The 22,134-nt window shown below is 24.8% G+C and carries 18 protein-coding genes; 14 read left to right on the top strand and 4 right to left on the bottom strand.

What is annotated here, in order from left to right; translation table 11 throughout:
* Positions 1 to 209: 209 nt before the first annotated feature.
* The gene (locus AC07E4_RS10580; protein WP_040329001.1) at positions 210 to 824 is read left to right on the top strand and encodes an acetate uptake transporter; all 615 of its coding nucleotides are present in this window, start codon (positions 210 to 212) and stop codon (positions 822 to 824) included.
* Between the two features lie 430 nt (positions 825 to 1,254).
* Entirely contained in the window at positions 1,255 to 3,144 is a 1,890-nt protein-coding gene (locus AC07E4_RS10575) for a hypothetical protein (protein ID WP_478216356.1), read from the top strand.
* A gap of 54 nt (positions 3,145 to 3,198) precedes the next feature.
* Here AC07E4_RS10575 and AC07E4_RS10570 read toward each other — a convergent pair whose 3' ends face one another.
* Together AC07E4_RS10570 and AC07E4_RS10565 are read right to left on the bottom strand one after the other, a co-directional pair.
* Positions 3,199 to 3,624, bottom strand: coding sequence for a hypothetical protein (locus AC07E4_RS10570; RefSeq protein WP_040328817.1), 426 nt, complete (start codon positions 3,622 to 3,624; stop codon positions 3,199 to 3,201).
* A gap of 508 nt (positions 3,625 to 4,132) precedes the next feature.
* The gene (locus AC07E4_RS10565; RefSeq protein ID WP_040328818.1) at positions 4,133 to 4,663 is read right to left on the bottom strand and encodes a rhodanese-like domain-containing protein; all 531 of its coding nucleotides are present in this window, start codon (positions 4,661 to 4,663) and stop codon (positions 4,133 to 4,135) included.
* A gap of 530 nt (positions 4,664 to 5,193) precedes the next feature.
* On the opposite strand from AC07E4_RS10565, the gene AC07E4_RS10560 reads away from it, so the two are divergent.
* The 6 genes from AC07E4_RS10560 (at position 5,194) to AC07E4_RS10535 (ending at position 13,180) form a co-directional block, all read left to right on the top strand.
* Complete coding sequence (locus tag AC07E4_RS10560) at positions 5,194 to 7,374, top strand: stage V sporulation protein D (protein WP_478216355.1); 2,181 nt, start codon at positions 5,194 to 5,196, stop codon at positions 7,372 to 7,374.
* Positions 7,375 to 7,454: 80 nt separating this feature from the next.
* Entirely contained in the window at positions 7,455 to 8,150 is a 696-nt protein-coding gene (locus AC07E4_RS10555) for a response regulator transcription factor (protein WP_478216354.1), read from the top strand.
* Positions 8,150 to 9,400: a sensor histidine kinase gene (locus AC07E4_RS10550; RefSeq protein WP_040328822.1), complete on the top strand. Its 1,251-nt coding sequence runs from the start codon at positions 8,150 to 8,152 to the stop codon at positions 9,398 to 9,400. Before AC07E4_RS10555 ends, AC07E4_RS10550 begins: the two co-directional genes overlap by 1 nt.
* A gap of 274 nt (positions 9,401 to 9,674) precedes the next feature.
* Positions 9,675 to 10,352, top strand: a complete 678-nt coding sequence (locus AC07E4_RS10545; protein ID WP_478216353.1) for an ABC transporter ATP-binding protein — start codon at positions 9,675 to 9,677, stop codon at positions 10,350 to 10,352.
* A 2-nt stretch (positions 10,353 to 10,354) separates the two neighbouring features.
* Positions 10,355 to 12,835 carry an ABC transporter permease gene (locus tag AC07E4_RS10540; protein WP_478216352.1) on the top strand — a complete coding sequence of 827 codons (2,481 nt, stop codon included), beginning with the start codon at positions 10,355 to 10,357 and terminating at the stop codon, positions 12,833 to 12,835.
* Between the two features lie 45 nt (positions 12,836 to 12,880).
* On the top strand, positions 12,881 to 13,180 hold the full coding sequence (locus AC07E4_RS10535) for a DUF6506 family protein (RefSeq protein WP_203226298.1): 300 nt from the start codon (positions 12,881 to 12,883) through the stop codon (positions 13,178 to 13,180).
* Between the two features lie 45 nt (positions 13,181 to 13,225).
* Here the strand turns inward: AC07E4_RS10535 and AC07E4_RS10530 are convergent, their stop codons facing one another.
* Entirely contained in the window at positions 13,226 to 13,900 is a 675-nt protein-coding gene (locus tag AC07E4_RS10530) for an HD domain-containing protein (protein ID WP_478216351.1), read from the bottom strand.
* Between the two features lie 154 nt (positions 13,901 to 14,054).
* On the opposite strand from AC07E4_RS10530, the gene AC07E4_RS10525 reads away from it, so the two are divergent.
* Together AC07E4_RS10525 and AC07E4_RS10520 are read left to right on the top strand one after the other, a co-directional pair.
* Complete coding sequence (locus tag AC07E4_RS10525) at positions 14,055 to 15,311, top strand: hypothetical protein (RefSeq protein ID WP_040328827.1); 1,257 nt, start codon at positions 14,055 to 14,057, stop codon at positions 15,309 to 15,311.
* Positions 15,312 to 15,487: 176 nt separating this feature from the next.
* Complete coding sequence (locus AC07E4_RS10520; protein ID WP_040328828.1) at positions 15,488 to 17,479, top strand: methyl-accepting chemotaxis protein; 1,992 nt, start codon at positions 15,488 to 15,490, stop codon at positions 17,477 to 17,479.
* 84 nt (positions 17,480 to 17,563) lie between these two features.
* On the opposite strand, the gene AC07E4_RS10515 is transcribed toward AC07E4_RS10520, so the two are convergent.
* Positions 17,564 to 17,719, bottom strand: a complete 156-nt coding sequence (locus AC07E4_RS10515; RefSeq protein WP_187372137.1) for a hypothetical protein — start codon at positions 17,717 to 17,719, stop codon at positions 17,564 to 17,566.
* Positions 17,720 to 17,942: 223 nt separating this feature from the next.
* Between AC07E4_RS10515 and AC07E4_RS10510 the strand changes: the two genes are divergently transcribed.
* The 4 genes from AC07E4_RS10510 to AC07E4_RS10495 all read left to right on the top strand — a co-directional run bounded on the left by AC07E4_RS10510 (position 17,943) and on the right by AC07E4_RS10495 (position 21,884).
* Positions 17,943 to 18,299, top strand: coding sequence for a carboxymuconolactone decarboxylase family protein (locus tag AC07E4_RS10510; protein ID WP_040328830.1), 357 nt, complete (start codon positions 17,943 to 17,945; stop codon positions 18,297 to 18,299).
* 147 nt (positions 18,300 to 18,446) lie between these two features.
* Positions 18,447 to 19,403: a TIM barrel protein gene (locus AC07E4_RS10505; protein WP_040328831.1), complete on the top strand. Its 957-nt coding sequence runs from the start codon at positions 18,447 to 18,449 to the stop codon at positions 19,401 to 19,403.
* 384 nt (positions 19,404 to 19,787) lie between these two features.
* Positions 19,788 to 20,651, top strand: coding sequence for an AraC family transcriptional regulator (locus AC07E4_RS10500; protein WP_040328833.1), 864 nt, complete (start codon positions 19,788 to 19,790; stop codon positions 20,649 to 20,651).
* 30 nt (positions 20,652 to 20,681) lie between these two features.
* Complete coding sequence (locus AC07E4_RS10495; RefSeq protein WP_040328834.1) at positions 20,682 to 21,884, top strand: alanyl-tRNA editing protein; 1,203 nt, start codon at positions 20,682 to 20,684, stop codon at positions 21,882 to 21,884.
* The last annotated feature ends 250 nt before the right edge of the window (positions 21,885 to 22,134 follow it).

The following is a 22,134-nucleotide window of genomic DNA, read 5'->3' as shown; positions in this document are numbered from 1 at the left end:
AAATATTTAAAAAACATTTAAAATATAGACATTGTGTAGATTCATTGACAACTTTTTTTTAATGTAATATCCTAAGTAGGCATTTGTTTATAATAATACTCGTTTTATGAAATAATTTTTTAGTTAATAAGATTTAATTTAATAAAATGAAAAATAAGAAAGGTGGTGACATTCGTAATCAATATATATTGATTACGGAATGTGAAATTATGAGTAATAATAGTAATAAAGTTCAAATTGTAACTGCTGATCCATCGGCAATAGGATTATTTGGTCTTGCAGTAATAACATTAGTAGCATCTTCTCAAAAGTTAGGATTAACTCACGATGTTTCATTTGTTTTACCATGGGCTATATTCTTAGGAGCTTCTGCTCAATTAGTTGCATGTGTAAATGATTTTAAACATAATAATACTTTTGGAGCTACGGCTTTTGGAGCATATGCTTTTTTCTGGTATTCAATGGGACTTACATGGTTAATTCAAAATGGAATTTTTGGAGAGGCACTTGCAGCAAAAGCAGATCCTAAACAATTAGGTTTTGCATTTTTAGCTTATTTAATATTTACAATATACATGACAATAGGAGCTATGGAGACACATAAAGTATTATTCTTAATATTCTTCTTTATAGATTTCTTATTCTTAGGATTAACTTTAAATTCATTTGGAATAGTTCCAGAGTTTGCACATGAAGTAGCTGCATATTCAGAATTTATAATAGCAATACTTTCATTCTATGGTAGTGCTGCAGCAGTTTTAAACACTCACTTTGGAAAAGTTACATTACCAGTAGGAAAACCATTTGGTATATTTAAGAAATAGTGATAAATTTATAATTATATAAAACACCCAAGAAAGGTCTTATAATTAAATTATAAGACCTTTCTTTTTATAGATTTTAGGATTGAAAATAAGTTCTAAAATAGTATCTAGGAAAAAATAAATATTGAGATTTACATTTTTATAATAAGAAAAAATAATAATTTTAAATAAGTTCAATAATTAAAAAAGGTTAACTATTACCTTATAATATTATTATATCAGAAAATTCCCAATAATATAGCCGGTTGAATAAAAGTTTAAAAAAAATTAATTAATATAAAAAATAAAGAGTACGAAGAAGGAATTTAGACAAATTGTATAGAAAAAATATATAAAGTGAGAAATTTTAACATAAATATAAATCAAGATTTGAAATAAATGTACGAAAATATATAAAGATATTTGTATCATATTAAGGGGTTGATAATAGTTGAATTTACAAATAAATTTTAAAAATGACTTATATACCAAAGAAAATTTAACGAAAGCATCTATTGAAGAAATAATAGAAATATTAAAAAAATTAGATTTACCTTATTTAGAATATAAGGATTTTCTATACGATAGAAATTTGCTAGAAGATAAAGTTTGGTCTTTACTTAGAGAAAAAGGAAAAATTATAGATAAATATAATAATTATGATAACAAAACTTTAGACATTGAGGAAAATCAATTACAAACTGAAAATTTTGAGATTAACTCCTATGATGACTTAGAAATAATAGATGAATATGAAGAAGAGAGGAGTTCTAAAAAGGTGAATATAAAAAGAGATGATAACTTTGAAAAGAAAGATGATTTATTAGTATATTTAAGTAGTGGATATATGGTTTTAAAAGTAAAGGGGAAAAACAATAAATTTGCATTGCCATCAATGATAGTTATGTCTAATGATGGAATTAATTCATTACAATTCCTATTAAATAGTGAAAAAAGCACTTTAAACTTTGAAGATACTTTTATAAAAGATTTAAAAGACATATTATTTGATAATAGAGGAACAATTAAATTAGAAAGCAATTTAAATGTTTTAGAGATTGAAAAGGATATATTAATATATAAAGCACTAAATGAGATAGTTGCTTTAGCAAAAGATTTATTAAAAATAGAATGTGGAAATATAATAATAATTTGTAATGAGGAAGAACTTATAAGATATTCTTTAAATGAAAGCAATGAATATGTTAAAATAAATTCAAAATTAGATTTAAATTTAATAAATTTAATATCATTAGAATTGTATAAAAATGAGTTTAAAGAAGAAAAGTTTGAAAAGAACTTAATTATATTAGATAATTATAATACATTGATTTTAAAATCAAATTCTGAAGTAAAAGAAGGAGATTTTTGTTATATAGCTGATGGAAGTGCTAACTGCATAGCTAAAAATTTGAATATGTCAATAAGTTCAATATGCGATTTTATAATAAAATATGGATATTATAAGTGTTTAGGATTAAACTTAAACAAAGAGATATTGAATTTACAATCAACAGAAGAAATGTATAGATTTTTAGATTCAAATGAAGATTTCAATATAAATAAAGAATTATTTGATGATAATTTAAGCATAGAAGAGTTAAATAAAGATTATAATTATTTTAAAAATTATAATAAAGTATTAGAGTTTATAGAAGAGTCAAAAAATCATAAAATAACTTTAAGTTTTAACTTCAATACTGAAATGAGAGAAATTTCAATATCATCATGTGAAGTTAATAAAATATTGAGTCTAATTATATATAATAATTTTAAAGAAGTGCTAAGAAATGTTAAAGGTGAAATAGTACTTATTGCACCTATGAGAATTTTAAGAGTTTTAAGAGAAGTAGTTAAAGAATTTATACAAGGAAATATGGTAAGTGGATTAACATTAGAAAATATAATATATTACAGTGAAAAGGCTTATGGTAATGTTTGTGATGGAATAATAGATCATACATTTACTTTCTATGGAAAAGATATAGATATTTCTGTAACAACTTTGGACTTTAAAGGAGAAGAAATAGAACTTATAAATAATTCTAATTCAAGTAGTGTATTATATAAGAGCATAAAAACACGTAATTTAGAGTTGACATTCAAATTAGGTGGAATAGTTAAAGATTTAAAATTTGATTTAGGTAATTTTACTGAATTTGAAGAAAGTACAAGTACAGAATTAGAAGATAAGTTTAATATAAAAATAAACAATGATATTAAAAACAGCAACAAAATATATGTAATATTAGATGAAGTTAATAGAAGTTTAGTATTATTTAGCATTAAAAATGAAGATGATAAAATATATATATCAAAAATGGAAAATAAAGAGTTTTAAAATATAAAATAAGAAGTTACACCATATGTAGTGTAACTTCTTATTTTAATACATTTAATTAATAATATTATTCAAAATCGAGCTATTTGGATTTTTAGATGAAATTTCTTCAAAAAGTGCCATTGTTTCTCCTTCAGATAATAGATTATAAGTAGAAAATATTAAAAGCCATTCTTTATATTTTAAATTTGATTCATCAAACTTTATAGCTTTTTTACAATGATTAAAGGCAAGTTTTTCATAATTTAATGGCATAAATATTACAAGTAAAAAGTATGATGCTAAATAATGTCCATGAGATAGTTCAGAAAAATTATCACTATTATCTAAATCATCTAACATTGTTAAAAGCCAAAAATAAAAATTACTTTTATTAACGTAGTTTTCTTCTTTAAATAAAATTAGATTTTCTTCAGTTATATCAAATAAACTAATGCTTGAAGATAAGTTTAGTTTTATTATATCTTTTAGATCTTCCATAAAAATACTCCTTTCACAATACAAATATAGGGTTTAAAGCTCAAGATTTAAATAACATATTTATCAAATGATAAGTGTAGAGTTACAAGGTATTTCTACTATCATATAGGATTCTAAGTTCATATTCATAGTTATTAGTTCCAAAACTTGGATACCCTTAAGAGTGAGACTAGCTAGGAATCATTTTAAATTCGAGCTTGTTTCCCTATATTATATAAAGAAACTATAATATTTTCAAATTAAAAGTGAGATTTCAGTGATATGGACACAAGTTTAAAATAATGACGTGTAACAGCAAGGGCTAAACCTCACTTATGGATTTTCTGGCATATTAAATTGATTTAATTAATTCAAACCTAAGTATTAAGCAATATATTTTTAAATATAATTATGAATTTAGTAACATCAATGCTTATGACATAATTATTCTTCTAAAAAAGTTTAAATTTATATAAAATAAAAAAGTATTATATAAAAATATATAATACTTTTTTATTTAAAGATTAAATTATTTTTCTAATAAATCTTCATGAGGCCAAGCTTTTTGACCTTTTTCTAATATGAATAGACGAGATTCATCAACATTTTTTCCTTTTAAATATTCATAAGTTCTCTCAGCACCACCAGCACCACCTGGGCAAACAATTACAACAGGAGCTTTAGAACTATTTATTTTTTCAAGAGATGAATCAAGCTTAGCTTTTTCTTCATCAGTTTTCACTGGATAAGCATAAGTTGGTATAGCACCTTTTATATGGTGAGCTTTATATTCATCTTCAACTTGTATATCTAAAATTAATAAGTCAGCTTTTTTTTCAATAGCTTCTTTTAATTCATCAGCTGTGTAGTATTTAAATTCAGTTTTTTTAGCTTCTTCTTTATTTTCAGTTTTAGCATTATTAGCTTTTTCGTTAGTAGTAACTTTATTTGATGCTCCATTTTCTTTTTTATTAGCATTGTTACTATTAGAACCACATCCAACAAGAGCTATAGAAGCTACTAATGAAAGAGCAACAATTAAACTAGAACTTTTTCTCATGACAATTCCTCCTAGAATTATGTAAAAATTTTTCGAAATTACATAAAATTATAATTTATGAACTTCATATTAATTATACTATAAAATATAAAAAAAGTGTTATAGTAAAATCTAATAAGTAAAATTCAACAAGAGGTTAAACAAATATTATGGAACTATATGTAAATATAAGATTTAAAGTTTAAATTAAAAATAATATGTTTATGAAGTTATAAACCTATATAGTAATACAAGTTGAAACTTTAAGTTATTCATGTTTCAGTTGAGAATTTTAATGCTAATTATTAATCTATATTTTTAAAATTGTCAATTTTCAATTGTCAACTGGTTCCAAATATGAATATAGTAATAAATTGTAATATCTCTAGTATCATTTGAGAAAGATGTTATTTTAAATTTGAACTTGGAATCCTATATAACTTATAAAAAACATATAAATTTTTTTTGCATAAATAGGTAGTTTTTTATATAATAAAGAAAGATTATATAAAAGCTATACAAGGAACGTAATTTACAATGGAGGTGGAAAAGTGGCAAAAAATAATGGAATTAATAAAAAAAAGTTAAGTAAAAGAGCATTAGCTATTTCTTTTATAATTTTAATTGCATTTTTAGGTTTAATTATTAGATTATCCTATGTTATGTTGATAAAGGGTCAAAGTTATAAAGATAAAGCAGTAGTTCAATGGACTGATGATACTAAAATAGATGCTAAACGTGGCAATATATTAGATAGAGATGGAAATAAATTAGCTGTTAGTGCAGATGTTTATAGAGTTGACTTAGATTTGAAGTCTCTTCGTGAGTCAATAGAAAAATTAGATAAAAAGGAAATAAATTTAAATACAATAGCTAAAGATGTTTCTGAAATATTAGATATGGAAGAAAAAGATGTTCTTGAAATATTTTCCAGGAAATTACCCAATGGAAAACCTATAAATAATGCAATAATAAAAAGAAGAGTAGAAAAAGAACCAGCAGATAAAATAAAAGAATATAACAAAAAGAATGATTTAAGAGGTTTTATTATAAGCAAGGATACTAAAAGATATTATCCTAATAATAATTTTGCATCACATGTTATTGGACATACAAATACAGATGGACAAGGTCTTACAGGTTTAGAATTATATTATGACAAATACTTAGCAGGTATTCCTGGGGTTAGAATAGATACTTTAGATGCAAAGGATGAAGATATACCTTTTGAAGGAGAAGATTATACAAAACCAGTAGATGGTAGAAATGTAATTTTAACATTAGATGAAAATATACAACTATTAGCAGAAAAAGCAGCAGAGAAAGCAGTTAAAGATAATGGGGCTAAAGCTGCATCCGTTATTATTATGAATCCAAACAATGGTGAAATTTTGGCACTAGCAAATAATCCAGGATATAATTTAAATAATCCTTGGATAGAAAATTTGAATAGTGATGAGTTAGAAAAACTTTGGAGAAATAGGGCTGTAAGTGATACTTTTGAACCAGGTTCGGTATTTAAAGTTATAACATCTATTGCAGCACTTGAGACAGGAAATGTTTCAAAAGATGAAACTTTTATGTGTAATGGAAATTTAAAATTTGGACAAGATATAATACATTGTTGGAAAAGAGATGGACATGGTCCTTTGAACTTTCAACAAATAATGGAACATTCATGTAATGTTGGATTTATGATTTTAGGGGAAAGAATGGGAAAGGATGTATTATCAAGTTATATAGATAAATTTGGATTTGGTAAGAAAACATCAGTAGATCTTCCCGGAGAAGCAGAAGGAATTATAAAACCTGTTAATGAAATATCACAAGTTGATCTTGCAACAATTTCCTTTGGTCAAAGCAATGCTGTTACAATAATGCAATATATGCAAGCATTTAATGCAATTGTAAATGGTGGTAAACTTATTACACCTCATGCAATGAAAGAGATTAATCATTATGATGATGATGGTAAAGTTGTTATAGATCAAACTTTCAAACCTAAAGTTGTTGATATTGGAATTAATAAAAGCACTTTAGATGAGATAAAAGTTCAGTTAGAGGCTACTGTAAAATCTAGTAGTGCAGCAGTAGAAGGACTAAGAATTGGTGGTAAAACAGGAACAGCAGAAAAGGTTGTAGATGGAAAATATGCTAATGGAAAATATATATCTTCCTATGTTGGTATGTATCCAGTTGATAATCCTCAAGTTACAGTTTTAGTTTCTATAGATGAACCTAATTCCTCAGCTTATTATGCAAGTGAGACAGCTGCACCAATAGGAAAACTTTTATTTAAGGAACTTGCTAACTACTTGGCATTAACACCAGAGTATTCATCTAATTCTACAGGAAACAGTCTAAAAGATGTATTGGTACCAGAAGTTAGAGGATATAAAAAGGATGAAGGTTTTAAATATCTTGAAAGAGAAGCTTTTAATTATAAATTAGATGGTGAGGGTTCTTATATTATAGATATTAATCCTAAACCAGGTTCTTCAGTAAAAGAAGGAACAGAACTTACTATTAAATTAGGAGAAGCATCAGCAATAGAAAAATCTGTAGTTGTACCTAATTTGGCAAACCATACTGTTGATGAAGCAAAAAAAGTATTAACTGATTTAGGTTTGAAATTTGAAGTTAAAGGTTCAGGATATATAAAAAATCAAAGCATTCAATCAGGACAAGTTGTAAAAAAAGGAACAGTTATTACAATAACATTAGAAAAATAAAGGTAAATCCTACAACTTTTAAGAAAGATTATTAGTTGTAGGATTTAATTTTATAACATGTATATTATTAAGGAGGAACTATGGAAAACATATTAATTGTAGAAGATGATAATAGTATAGTTTTAGGGCTTAAATATTCATTAGAACAAGAAGGCTTTAATGTAGGTATTGCTAATACATTAAATGAAGGTAGAGAAAAACTTAAAGAAAAGATTTACAACTTAGTACTTCTTGATATAAATCTTCCTGATGGAAATGGATATGAATTTTGTAAAGAGATAAGACAAAATAGTGATGTTGGTATAATATTCTTAACTGCATGTGATGAAGAAGTTAACGTAGTTATGGGACTTGATATTGGTGGTGATGATTATATTACAAAACCTTTTAGAGTAAGAGAGTTAATTTCAAGGATTAAAGCAGTTATTAGAAGAAAAACTAATGTTTCTAAAGTTGATAAAAAGGTATCTATTTTTGGAGATTTAAGGATTTGTTCTTTAGATGGAAAGGTATACAAAGGTGATGAAGAAGTTATTTTAACATTGCTAGAATATAAACTTTTAATGATGTTTACACAAAATTCTAATATTGTTCTTACAAGAAATCAGATTTTTCAAAAGCTTTGGGATGAAGCCGGGGAATATGTAAATGATAATACTTTGAGTGTTTATATAAAAAGATTAAGAAGTAAAATAGAAGAAGATATAGGAAGTCCTAAATTTATATTAACAGTAAGAGGTGTTGGATATAAATGGGCATGGAAGGAGAATAATTAATGAGAGGTATTTTGAAAAATCCAGAAGCTAAAAGAAACTATGGAATTTTATCCATAGCTTTTTTTCTGTTCCTTATAATAAGTTTATTTATTTCTTCATATTCATTGAATTTGTTAAAGAAAGAAATAGTTAGATGTAATACTAGCATTGTAGGGAAAATATTAGAGAAAAGACCAGAGCTTGAAGATGAAATTATTGATATAATTACTAAAAATAATGCAAGTAAGAAAGCGTTTAACTTAGGAAAAGAAACATTAGAAAAATATAATTATAGTGAAAATATGAAATTTAGCTATGAAGTAGCTATTAAAAGAATAGAAAGCAAAGTGTTTGCTATAAATATTTTAAATATAGTGTTAATATTTACAGCTATATTTATTATTAGTACATCAATTTTAAAAATATTTTATAAAGAAATATTTCATATTGAAAAATTTACAGAAAAAGTTGTAGAAGGAGATTTTAATTACAAATTAGATAATTATTCTACTGGTGATATAGGAAGGCTTAAGAATAATTTAGTTAAAATGACTTCAATGATGAAGGAACACATAGAAATAGAGAAAAATGGTCAAAGATTTTTAAGTGAAATAATTTCAGATATATCACATCAACTTAAAACACCAATGACATCACTTATCATGTTTAATGATTTAATGGAAGATGAAAATATGAATTGGAATTCTAGAAAAGAATTTTTAAATAATAGCAAAAATCAGCTTTTAAGAATGGAATGGTTAATAAAAAGCTTATTAAAATTATCTAAATTAGATGCAGGTGTTGTAAACTTTAAAAGTGATAAAGTCAATTTAAATGAAATATTAAGTGAAGTTATTAAATTATTATCTCCAATGATTAAAGAAAAAAATCAAAATATAATATTAATAGGAGATGAAAATTCATATTACCTAGGAGATTATAATTGGTCATTAGAGGCATTTATTAATATAGTAAAAAACTGTATAGAACATACAGTTGAAAGTGGAGTTTTAGAAATATCTTATGAAGACAATGAATTATTTGCTGAAATTCATATAAAGGATAATGGTGAAGGAATAAAAAAAGAAGATTTACCTCATATATTTGAAAGATTTTATAAAAGCAGTACATCATTTAAAACTGAAAGTGTAGGTATAGGTTTGGCACTTTCTAAAACTATAATAAAGAATCAAAACGGAAGCATAACTGTAAAAAGTGAATTAAAAAAAGGGACAGAGTTTATAATAAAATTTTTAAAAATTACATTATAGGGTTCAAAGTTCATCTTCATAATTATTAGTTCCAAAACTTGGATACCCTTAAGAGTGAGACTAGCTCGGAATCATTTTATAGTAAGTATTTCTTTTGAAAGCAATATATTTACAGCTTAAAAAGTAGTTTTGAATTCGAGCTTGTTTCCCTATATAAATCAAAAGTGACTAAAATGTCATTTTATAATTCACTAATAAGTAAGGTTAATAAGTTAAAGTATTAGATGTAAGGTAAATACAATTTAAAATAAAATCTTTTAAGTGAGGTAATAAAATGGAAATACTAAGAGTGGAAAATTTATGTAAAGTATATGGTAATGGTGAAAATAGAGTAGATGCATTAAAAAATATAAATTTAACTGTGAAGAAGGGTGAATTTATTGCAATAATAGGACCTAGTGGTTCAGGTAAATCCACATTACTGCATTTACTAGGAGGAGTTGACAAGGCAACTAGTGGAAAAGTTTATGTAGATAATACAGATATATATTCTTTAAATGAAAAAAAGCTTGCAGTTTTTAGAAGAAGAAATTTAGGAGTTATATTTCAATTTTATAATTTAATACCAGTTTTAACAGCTAAAGAAAATATATTATTGCCAGCAGAACTTGAAGGCAAGAAGATAGATAAAGAGTATGTAGAAGATATAATGAAAACTTTAGGATTAAAAGAAAGAGAAAATTATCTTCAAAATCAGCTTTCAGGTGGACAACAGCAAAGAGTTGCAATAGGACGAGCACTTATAAATAAACCTAGCATAATACTTGCTGATGAACCAACAGGAAATCTAGATAGTAAAAACTCTAAAGAAATAATAGAACTTTTAAAACTTACTGTAAAAAAATATAACACATCACTAATACTTATAACACATGATATAAATGTAGCAGCAGAAGCAGATAGAATTGTAAAAATAGAAGATGGAATTTTAACAGAAAATGAGGTGATGTAATTATGGGGTTCTATACATCGCTTACAAAAAAATATATGAGCAAAAATAAAAAGAGAACAATAGTTACTATGATAGGTATAATACTTTCAGCAGCCTTAATTTCAGGGATAGGTACCATAGCTGAAACAATGATTGAATTTAATTATAGAACTGCTGTAGAAGAAAATGGTTTTTATTATGGTGAATTTAACAGTATAAAGGGTGCAAAAGTCAAATATTTAGAGGATTCTGTTAATACTAGTGAATCAATTGTAGAAGAAGCTATAGGGGTTGTACCATTAACTAACTATAAAAACAAAACGTTAATAATAAATGCATTAAGTGATGAACCAAAAGGTTTAATACCAATGGAAATAAAAGAAGGAAGTTTCCCAAAAAATTCAAATGAAATAGCAGTTAGTAGAATAACTTTAGAAAAATTAGGACAAAATCTTAATATAGGTAGTGAAGTAGATTTAAAAGTTATAGATAAAAATAAAAATCAAAAAGAAAAGTCATTTAAAATTGTTGGAATAACAAATTCAATAGGTGAAAGTGAAAGTGGACATAATTTCTTTGCGACAAGTTGTATAGATAACATAAATGAATCTAAAGATTATAATGTGTACCTAACTTTAAAAAGTAAGAAAGATATAAGAGCACAATTTGAAGATATGAGTGCTAAAGCTGATATAGAAAAAGTTAAAGATGAATATCAAAACATGGTTTACCCAATCAGTTATAATGAAGCATTACTTACAATTTATGGACAGAGTAATTATGATTCTTTTAATAAATTTATGACAAATTTCTGTATAGGAATAGGAACATTAGTGCTAATTGCAACTATTGCAACAGTATATAATGCGTTTTCAATATCTATATTAGAAAGAAAAAAAGCATTTTCAACTTTAGCATCTGTAGGAGCAACAAAAGGACAAATAAAAAAAGTTGTATTTATTGAAGCTATGATGATGAGTGTAGTGTCAATACCTATAGGGATATTATGTGGAACTGTAGCATTAAAGCTTGTATTTAAAATAATAAACACATTTTTAAAAGAGTCTGCTATAGGAATAATGAATTTACATGGAGTTATAACATTAAGAGTTGTTTTAATAAGTTTTTTAGTTGTGTTTATAACAATAATAATATCTGCATTAATGCCAGCACATGCAGCGGCAAAAACATCGCCTATAGAAGGAATAAGAGGGCAAAAGGATTATAAATTTAAAAAGGTTAAATCTGGAAGAATTATGAAGAAAATATTTGGTGTTGAAGGTCAGTTATCATATAAAAACTTAAAGAGAAATAAGAAAAAATATAGAATAACTTTATTATCACTTGTATTTAGTATAGTATTATTTTTAACATTTACATCTATAGAAGGCACATTTGTAAAGACTTTTGATATTGCTAGTGGTAGTTTTAATTATGATTTTTATATAGCTGGCACAATCACAGATGGAGCTAGAAAAAAAATAAATTCTGTTAGTAATATAGAAGATATAACTAATTTAAGTTTTATGACTTGTGAGTCTAAGTTTAAAGAAAGTGAATTTACAGATAAGGCTAAAGAAATGTTTGAAGTTAAGGGTGATACTACTTTAAAATCTAGATTTTGTGCAATTACAGATTCTGAAATAGAAAATTACATTAAAAAATCAGATATTGATAGTTTTAATAAAGAAGAGGCTATAAAGGAAAACGGTGTAATTTTAGTAAATTCTAATATATTTATGGGAAATGGTAATGCAACAGAATTTGAAGTATTAAATTTAAAGGTTGGTGACTATATAACTTTAAATAAGGAAAATAATGGTGAAACTAAAGTAAAAATATTAAAAATTACAGATAAAGTGCCAATAGGCCTTGATAAAACATTAAAAGGACCACTTTTAATAACAAATGAAAATGTATTTAATAATGTAGTGAATGCTTTGAAATTAGATGCTAAAACGGGTGTATATCATTCAATAAATATAAAATCTAATGATACTAAAAAGACAGCTAAGCAATTAGAGAAAATAGAATCAGAGGAAACAATATTTGTTTCAAGTATGGATGAAGAAAGAAAAAATCTAGATCAAACTAAGATAGTAATGAGAATATTCTTAAATGGATTTGTAGCTATCATAGCACTTATAAGTGTATCTAACATAGTAAATACTATTCAAACTAACATTGCACTTAGAAAAAGGGAGTTTGCAATGATACAATCTATAGGGGTTACTCCTAAGGGATTAAATAAAATATTATATTTTGAAAGTATGTATTATGGAATAATGTCACTATTTATAGGACTACCTATAGGACTTCTTATAAATTATGCAATTTATAATGGACTTAAAAAAACTATTGCATTTAAATATGAATTTCCATTTATATATGTAGCAATAACTGTAGTAGCGATTTTTGCAATTGTATACTTAGCAGCATATTTCCCAATAAAAAAATTGAAAAAAGAAAATATAATAGAAAATGTAAAGATGGAAAATGTGTAATATGTTAATATAAAGGTAAATTACAAATAGGAAGGGTATGATTTTATGACACCATTTAAATTTGCGTTTATCTTTATGTGCAGAGGTTTTAGTCATGAAAAGCAAAAGGCTTTAATAAATCATAATGGAACAGAAGTATCAGTATATGGAGTAGATTCTTTAGAAGAAGCAGTAGAACTTTCTAAAAAGCTTTTAAGAGAAAATGTGAAACTTATAGAGTTATGTGGTGCTTTTTGTGAAGATGGAGCAAGAAAAATTATTGAAGCAACAGATAATAAAGTAGCTGTTGGATTTGTTACACACTCTGAAAGTGAAGAAGAAAAATTTAAAGCATTATTTGGATAATGAGAAAACAAAGAGTCTTTTGGACTCTTTGTTTTTTTGTAAAGGCTATTTAAATCCATTTATTTCTTTTTTTAATCTGTCAAAATAATCATCCATAAATTTTAGTCTTTCGTTTGCAATTTCTTTGCCCTTTTTAGTATATAATTTATCAGGAATTTTTTTAAATTTTATTTCGTATTCTATAAATGGGTTATGTTTTGAAACATCTTTTATTCTACCATTTTCAGTAGTATTATGTTCAAGGTAGTGATTTAAATCTTGAATAATTTCTAATCGTTGTCCAAATTGACCTGCTAACATAAAAGTGCGAGCAATTCCACTTGCACCAATAATATCTAACTTATCCGAATCAAAAAGTATTTTTGCTTCAATTGAAGTAGGTTCATTTCCAGTTCTAAATCTATGAGTCAAAATGCAATGTTTAATTTTTTCAATTGTAGTTTTTTGATAGTTTAAATCTTTTAAAATATCCTCTGCCATGGAACTTCCTAAAACAGAATGATCGATTACTCCTGTTTTATCTTGACTTTCTTTAACTCTTGCAATATCATGCAATAAGGCTGAGGGAATAAGAACATTTAAGTCAACATTTTCTTCGTATTTTGCAATGAATAAACAAAGGTTGTACACTCTAAACACATGATCTAAATTGTGTGCTGAACATGTTAAATTATTTTTCACAATTTCTATAATTCTTTTATGATTTATTTCTGAATTCATTTACTTTCCTCCTAAATGATATAACTTTAATAAATATAGATTAACAAATATACAATATTTTGTAAAAGTATATATTTTTTAAATTGTATAGATTTTAGTATATATTCCATATATACTTTTTAGTAAGGATATGAAATATGGGGGATTTAATTCAATGGCATATTTAGAAAATGTACAATATTTAAATGATTTTTTTAGAGAAAAATGGTATGACACTGATGTAGAATTGAACTTAAATATGAAAACTATCAACTATATAGAAAAGAGAAAGATTGAGAAAAAATTCGATTCCTTTATTGATTTACTTATAGAGCATATAGAAAGTTTTCCACTGGAATTAAATAGTAGAAAAGTTTGGAAAGAAAGAGGAAATAAACTTATAGATGAAATGATTTTAAATGAAGACATTTTTAAATTAGGTAGAATAAATAGCAATATGAAAAATCAGTTTTTTATAAGTACAAAGAAATTTATAGAGGAATGTAAAGAATTTGATGATGAAATAAAGTATGATGAAATAGGTCAAGCTATGAGAAATGTATGGATAGTGAATATACTTCAAAATATTATGGGGAAAGATATATGTTTTACAAAAGCTATATTTGGATATAGCATGTTATATCCTTATACAGATAATTATTTAGATAATGTAAATATATCTATGAAAGAAAAAATTCAGTTTAATGAGTTTTTTTCTAAAATATTAAATGATGAATATGTTGAATTAGAAGGAGCTTATAAGTTGAAAATATATAAACTAGTTAAAAATATAGAAGAAGTATTTGAAAGAGATAAATACAAAGATGTTTATGAGAGCCTTTTATTAATTCATGAGGGACAAAAAAATAGTCTCATACATCAAGAATGTTTAAGTATACCATATGAAAGAGATATGCTTAAAATATCTATAGAAAAGGGTGGAGCATCTGTGCTTGCAGATGCTTATCTTGTAAATGGAAATTTAAGTGATGAAGAAAAAGAGTTTGCATATGGATATGGATTTTTACTTCAAATTTGTGATGATTTTCAGGATGTAAAAGAAGATATAGAAAACAATCATATGACTGTAGTATCTCAAATTGCAAATAAATATCCACTAGATGTAATAGCGAATAAATTGATAAATTTTACTTTAAACTTAATAGATAATGCTACTTGTTTTAAATGTGATAATGTAATTCAATTAAAAGAACTTATAAAAGATAATTGTATAAAAATGATAATGTTTGCAATAGTATTAGGAAGAGAATATTTTACTAAAGAATATGTAAAGAATATAGAAAAATATCTTCCATTTAGGAAGTCATATATAGATAATATTAGAGATAATGTAAAAAATAAATTTAGCAAATTAAAGAAAAGCTATCACTCCGTAAGTATAGAAGATATAGTTTTTGAATTAATAGTATAAATATATATAAAAGCAAGGAATGTGTAATAACATTCCTTATTTTTATGTATTTTAAACGAATAATCACCATGAAATTTTATACAATATTTGTATAAAGTTTAAAAATATAAAAGTTTTTCAAAAAATATTCAGAATATTATAGCTGTTTCGATAAAATATTTAGGGAGGGTATTTTTATGAGAAAAACTATTTATAAAGAGCTGATTATTTGGATTACAACATTTCTAATTTTATCTGTAGTTATTGTAACTTTAGTTAATAGCTTTACAACAGTAGATAGTATCAAAGATGATGTTATTAATATAATGGATTTAGAAACGCAAGATATTTCATCATTTGTTGATTATCTTTATTCTAGAAATAAAGATGGAATGGAGTATGTATCTAAAAGTGAAGAGTTATTAAATTTAAATGACCAACATATTAAAAATAAAACTAGGGAGATGTTTGAAGATTATATTAATAGTATGGAGGATGTAGAATCTATTTATATAGGAACTATTAATGGAGACGTTATAAGGCCAGTAAGCAAAAATGTTGATAAAAAATATGATCCTAAAGAAAGACCATGGTATAAAGTGGCTAAAAGTAATGAAGGAGATGTAGTTGTTACAGAACCTTATGAAGATACTATTAATAAGGGCACATATATGATTACGTTTGCAAAACTTATAAAAGATAAGAATGGTAAGGAAATTGGTGTTTTAGCATCAGATATAAATTTAGATAAGTTATCAGAAAAAGTTTCAAAAATGACAATAGGAAAAGAAGGATATGCTGAGGTAATAAGCAATTCAGGGATAATTATAAGTCATAAAGATAGTGAGCTTATTACTAAAAATATAGATGAATTTGAAGAAGTAAAAAATGTAATAGAAAATGAACTAGATTTTAATGTAATAGATGTGAATAACGAAAAGATGTATGTACATAATGTTAAAAACAATTCTATGAATTGGAGTATTTTATCTATGTTACCGCAAAAAGAAGTTATGAGCAAATGTATAAAATCTGTAAATTCAGCAATATTATTTTGTGTAGTTTATATACCAATAGTAATAATTTTATTAAATTTAATTATAAAGAGGAAAATAGTTAAACCTATAGTAAAAGTTACCAATAATATAAATACAATGGGGCATGGAGATTTTACTTTAGAAATAGAAGAAGATAAAAACTTAAATATTGAATTATATTCTATAAATAATGCATTAAAGGTTACTATAAATAGTATTTGTAATATATTAGAAAACTTAAAAGTTGCATCATCAACCCTTAAAGAATCTGCAAATTCTGTTTCTAAACAAACAATGCAAAGTAGTGATGCATCTATAGAAATTGCTGAAAATATAACTAATGTTGCCAGTATTTCAGATAATCAAAATAGTGATATTGAAAAAATTACAGATAGAATAAAAGATTTAGAAGAAGAAATAAATAGTTCTAATTTGTATAGTGAAGAACTTAACAATGCATGTAAAGATACAAAACTTTGTTGTGATTATGGAATAAAGTCTATAACTGAGTTAAGAGATATTTTCAATAAAAATTTAGCAGCAAATAATGAAATGACTAAAGAAGTAGAATTATTAAATGAAAGTTCTAGTAAAATAGAATATATTGTTAAAAGCATTAAAGAAATAACAGATCAAACTAATCTTTTAGCATTAAATGCTAGTATTGAAGCTTCTAGGGCTGGAGAGGTTGGAAAAGGATTTATGGTTGTAGCAGATGAAGTTAAAAAGCTTGCTATTGAGTCTTCAAACTCTGCAACACAAATAAATGATGTTGTAAATCAAATGAAAGATATAATAAATAGTGTTATAGAAAAAACTATAAATGCATCAAATCTTATGAGTAAAACTAATATCAGTGTAGACTCAACAAATGATAATTTTAAAAATATATTAAATAGTATGGATAAAGTTAATGAGAATGTTGAAAGAGTGAATAACTCACTTTACAATATAAATGAAAGTAAGGAAGTTGTAGTTATTAAAGTTAATGAAATAGCATCTTCAGGTCAAAATGTACTAGAATCATCCCAAAAAGTAAGTGCTGCAACAGAAGAGCAATGTGCATCACTTGAAGAAGTTACAGCATCTTGTGAAAAATTAAACTCTTTAGCAGAGGAAATAGATAAAATAGTAGATAATTTTAAATTTTAATACATTTTAGAATTTATATAATAAAGTATTGGATTTATAGGCTCGAAAATATTTACATTCGAGCCTGTTCTACTATAAAAATATTTATTTATCAAAAACCCCACCATTTTTAGTGCTTATACGTGCTTTTTGAGCTCCACCTATGGATTTTTGAGGACGTCCCTTAGAATTTTGATTAGCACTAGCTTTCTTTTTGTCTTCAATAATTTTTTTCATCATTTCTAAATTTTTATTAGACATAAAATAACCTCCTATATGCTCTTTAAAAAGAACATTTAACATAATAAAATTATATTACAAAATAAGATATACTTTAATAAAAAGAAAAATCGAAATAATTTGACAAATGATTTGTTAAATGTTATGTTTGAATTGTAATTAATGGCTAAATTACAATTATTTTAAATACTAATTAAAAGTTTCTAACATATTTTATTTAGAATAATTTTAGGGGGAAGAGAAAATGAGTAAAGATCCAAGAAAAATGTTGAAAGAGTTTCAAAGCGGATTAAATGGCTTAGGAAAGACTAACATAGAGCATGTAAGAGCATTTATGAATTTATTAGGAACTACATATAAGGAAGATGGTTTAAGCACAAAAACAAAAGAACTTATAAGTGTTTCTATAGCTGCATATAGTCGTTGTGAATATTGTATAGTATTCCATGTTTACAAAGCTCTAGAAGCTGGTGCAACAAGACAAGAAATATTAGAAGCAGCAATGGTAGCAGTAGCTTTCGGTGGTGGTCCAAGCATGGCTTACACTGTTACATTACTTAAAGATTCATTAGATGAATTTGAAAAAGATTTTCAAAAATAATGATATAAATATAGAAATAAAGATGGAAATACAATTTTCATCTTTATTTTTATTTAGGAATACTTTAAAATAATAGAAACAAAATATAAATATAATATTTTAAATTTAAAATAGTGAGTACATAATAGAAAATTATGAGGTGATAACTTGATTAAAGTCATGAATATGTCTACATATGATTGTGATTTAGAAAGATTTAATCATGATAGTATGGAGCTTGAAAAATTTTTGAAAGAGAATAACTTAGATGGTATAGAGCTTTTAGAAATAGAGAATTTAAATGAGAAATCAATAAATAAAGATTTAATAAAAGGAGTACATTTATCATCTTACTCTAATTGGATGGATTTTTGGAGAGAAGATAGAGAAGCTTTATTGAATCAGTTTAAAGATGAAAATGAGATAAAAAAGTACTATGGTGCATTAAATAAAGAGATATTAATAGAAAAATATAGAAAAGAAATAAAGATTGCAGATAAAATCGGTGCTAAATATGTGGTATTTCATGTTTTTAATGTAGCTATTAGAGAAGCATATGATTTAAAATTTAAATATAGCAATGAAGAAATTATAAATGAAACTATAGATTTAGTAAATCAAATTTTAAATGGTTTAGATTGTAGTGTTACTATATTATTTGAAAATTTATGGTGGACTGGACTTACATTATTAGAAAATAATATAATAGAAAAATTAATGAGTGGTATTCAATATAAAAATAAAGGAATAATGCTTGATACAGGACATTTGTTACATAATAATATGGACATTAAAAATAGCAATGAAGCAGCATTATACATAATTAAAGTTTTAGAAGATTTAAAAGAAAATATAAAATACATAAAAGGTATACATCTTAATTATTCTGATAGTTATGATAGAAAAAAGGAAATAGAAATTTTAAAGAATGGGTCTATAGAAGAAATGAAAGAAAATTTATTTTATTACATTATGAAGATAGATCAGCATAAACCTTTTGAAAGTGAAAAAGTAAGAGAAATAATAAGAATGTGTAATCCAGATTATTTGACTTATGAATTTATAACTAGCACAGTAGATGAATTAAAAGAATTTATAAAAATTCAAAATAATATTTTAAAATAAAGTGTTAAACTACTATAATTGACAATGTAGTAGTTTTTTTTGTTATATGATATAGTTAATAGTATATATTTACAAAGGGGTTAAAACTAAGCTATTATAGGGTTCCAAGTTCAAATTTAAAGTAATGTATTTCTCAAATGATACTACTAATCTTACAGTTTATTGGTATATTTATATTTGGAACCAGTTGTCAATTTTAAAAAATATAGATTAAAACTTAAAATTAAAATTCTCAACTGAAACATGAATAACTTAAACTTTAAACTTGTATTTCTATATAGGGTTCCAAACTAAAAAAATGAAATTATTCAAATATCAGATGCGAATAATGTTAGTAAAGGGAACAGTAATTATTTCAAATAAAAATTGATTGGGAGAAGGATAATGGAAGAAGAAAATAAAAGAGGTTATCTAAAAAAAGATTTTGAAATATTTCATTTAAAGGATAAAAAAGATCTAGAATTTGAATTTCATTATCATGATTTTAATAAGATAATTATATTTCTTTCAGGTAAAGTTACTTATTTAATAGAAGGGAAAGCTTATAAATTAAAGCCATGGGATATACTTTTAGTAAATAGCAATGAAATTCATAGACCTATAATAGATTCAAGTGAAGTTTATGAAAGAATTGTAATATGGGTGAATTCAAAATTCATAATTAGTCATAACAGTGATGAATGTAACCTTCTAAGTTGCTTTAATAAATCATCTTTAGAGAAAATGAATCTTTTAAGATTAAATAAAGTATTTTTAGAAAAATTAAAACCTGTACTTTTTGAGTTAGAAAAATCTAAAAATGATGATGAATTTGGAAGTCATATATTGAGTAATTCGTTATTTTTGCAATTTATGGTTTATCTAAACAGGTTATTTTTAGATAAAAATAATTTAAATGAAAATATAATTGATATTGAGTATGATGAGAATATAGAAAAAATTTTAGAATATATAAATGAAAATTTAATTGAAGATTTATCAGTTGAATATTTAGCATCAACTTTATATATAAATAAATATTATTTAATGCATAAGTTTAAAGATCAGACAGGATGCACCATTTATCAGTATATATTGCAGAAAAGACTTATTAGAGCTATAAGTCTTATGAAAAAGGGCAAAAACATTACTGAAGCATGTATGCAGAGTGGATTTAAAGATTACTCTAATTTTTCCAGGTTATTTAAAAAAACATTTAAGGTATCACCAAAGGAATATAAGGAAAATTACATGCAAGATAATTATTAAATTATAAAATGAAATTTGGAGGATTTATAAATGGAGAAACTTTATTATGAAGATCAATATATTAAGGAGTTTGTTGCTGAAATTGTAGATGTTAAAGAAAAAGATGATGAATTCCATGTGGTATTAGATAAAAGTGCCTTTTTTGAAGGGGGCGGAGGTCAGTTTTGCGACTTAGGAACAATAGAAAACTCTAATGTTATTAATGTGTATGAAGAAAACGGAACATTATATCATGTTGTAGATAAAAAACCTATAAAAATACATAAAGTTAAGTGTAAATTAAATTGGGATAGAAGACAAGATGGAATGCATCAACATTTAGGACAACATGTTCTTTCAGGTTGCTTTTTTACACTTTTTAATGCTAATACTGTAAGTTTTCATTTAGGTAAAGATTTTAGTACTGTAGATATACAAGGAATATTAGATGAGGAAAAGGTAAGAGAAGCAGAAAAACTTGCTAATAGTATTATAAATGAAAATTTAGTTGTTGAATCATTTGTTCCATTAAAAAAGGATTTGAAAAAATTAAAGTTAAGAAGAGCACTTCCAAAAACAAATGAAGAAATACGTGTAGTTAAAATTGGCGATTTAGATATAAATGCATGTTGTGGTGTACATCCGAGTAATACTATGGAACTTAGAATGATTAAGATAGTAAAGTATGAGAAGAATAAAGGAAATACAAGAATAGAGTTTTTAGCAGGTAAAAGAGCTATAGATGATTCTTTAAAGAAAGATTTATTTTCAAACAATATATGTAGATATCTAAGCAGCAGTGAAGAAGAGGCTATAAATACAATAAAAAATCTAAATGAACAAATAAAAGATTTATTAGATGATAATCGTAAAATTAGAGATATATTATCTAAATATGAAATTAAAGAAATGATAGATAAAGCAGATAAAATAAATAATGTTACAGTAGTTAAAAAAGTTTATGAAAATGAAAGTGCAAAATACATAAATAAGCTTGTAACAAAACTTGTAGAACATGAAGATACAATTGCTTTAATGGCACTTAAAGATGGAGAAAAAGCAAATTTAATATTTGCATGTTCTAAAAGCTTAAAAGATATAAATATGAATGAACTTTTAAAAGATAGTATAACACTTATCGATGGAAGAGGTGGCGGAAGTCCTGTTTTAGCTCAAGGTGGCGGAAAAAATAACAGTAATTTAGAATCCGTTATAGATTATGCATTCATGAAAATAAAGAAAATATATGAGTAAAATTAAATAGTTTAAAAATAAGCTTTAAATTTGGATTATAACTAAATTTAAAGCTTATTTAAATTTCTTATTATAATAAATTTAAAAAGTGAATTATGATAAAGTCTTTTTAATTTAGAATTTTCTTTTGTAATTTAAATATAAATATATAAGTCTATTATAAATAGTAATAACTAATGAATCTAAAGTCATTAATTGATATACTATTGAAGAAATAGATAGATAAAGTAAGTTTTAGAAGAATTTTGAA

Source organism: Clostridium amazonense (genome assembly GCF_056431285.1).
This window is presented reverse-complemented; position numbering and strand designations above follow the sequence as displayed.

Coding starts and splice junctions, on each gene's coding strand:
- AC07E4_RS10535 (WP_203226298.1), top strand. CDS start 12,881: ATGACACCATTTAAATTTGCGTTTATCTTTATGTGCAGAGGTTTTAGT.
- AC07E4_RS10570 (WP_040328817.1), bottom strand. CDS start 3,624: ATGGAAGATCTAAAAGATATAATAAAACTAAACTTATCTTCAAGCATT.
- AC07E4_RS10565 (WP_040328818.1), bottom strand. CDS start 4,663: ATGAGAAAAAGTTCTAGTTTAATTGTTGCTCTTTCATTAGTAGCTTCT.
- AC07E4_RS10540 (WP_478216352.1), top strand. CDS start 10,355: ATGGGGTTCTATACATCGCTTACAAAAAAATATATGAGCAAAAATAAA.
- AC07E4_RS10525 (WP_040328827.1), top strand. CDS start 14,055: ATGGCATATTTAGAAAATGTACAATATTTAAATGATTTTTTTAGAGAA.
- AC07E4_RS10555 (WP_478216354.1), top strand. CDS start 7,455: ATGGAAAACATATTAATTGTAGAAGATGATAATAGTATAGTTTTAGGG.
- AC07E4_RS10515 (WP_187372137.1), bottom strand. CDS start 17,719: ATGTCTAATAAAAATTTAGAAATGATGAAAAAAATTATTGAAGACAAA.
- AC07E4_RS10510 (WP_040328830.1), top strand. CDS start 17,943: ATGAGTAAAGATCCAAGAAAAATGTTGAAAGAGTTTCAAAGCGGATTA.
- AC07E4_RS10500 (WP_040328833.1), top strand. CDS start 19,788: ATGGAAGAAGAAAATAAAAGAGGTTATCTAAAAAAAGATTTTGAAATA.
- AC07E4_RS10530 (WP_478216351.1), bottom strand. CDS start 13,900: ATGAATTCAGAAATAAATCATAAAAGAATTATAGAAATTGTGAAAAAT.
- AC07E4_RS10550 (WP_040328822.1), top strand. CDS start 8,150: ATGAGAGGTATTTTGAAAAATCCAGAAGCTAAAAGAAACTATGGAATT.
- AC07E4_RS10520 (WP_040328828.1), top strand. CDS start 15,488: ATGAGAAAAACTATTTATAAAGAGCTGATTATTTGGATTACAACATTT.
- AC07E4_RS10580 (WP_040329001.1), top strand. CDS start 210: ATGAGTAATAATAGTAATAAAGTTCAAATTGTAACTGCTGATCCATCG.
- AC07E4_RS10495 (WP_040328834.1), top strand. CDS start 20,682: ATGGAGAAACTTTATTATGAAGATCAATATATTAAGGAGTTTGTTGCT.
- AC07E4_RS10545 (WP_478216353.1), top strand. CDS start 9,675: ATGGAAATACTAAGAGTGGAAAATTTATGTAAAGTATATGGTAATGGT.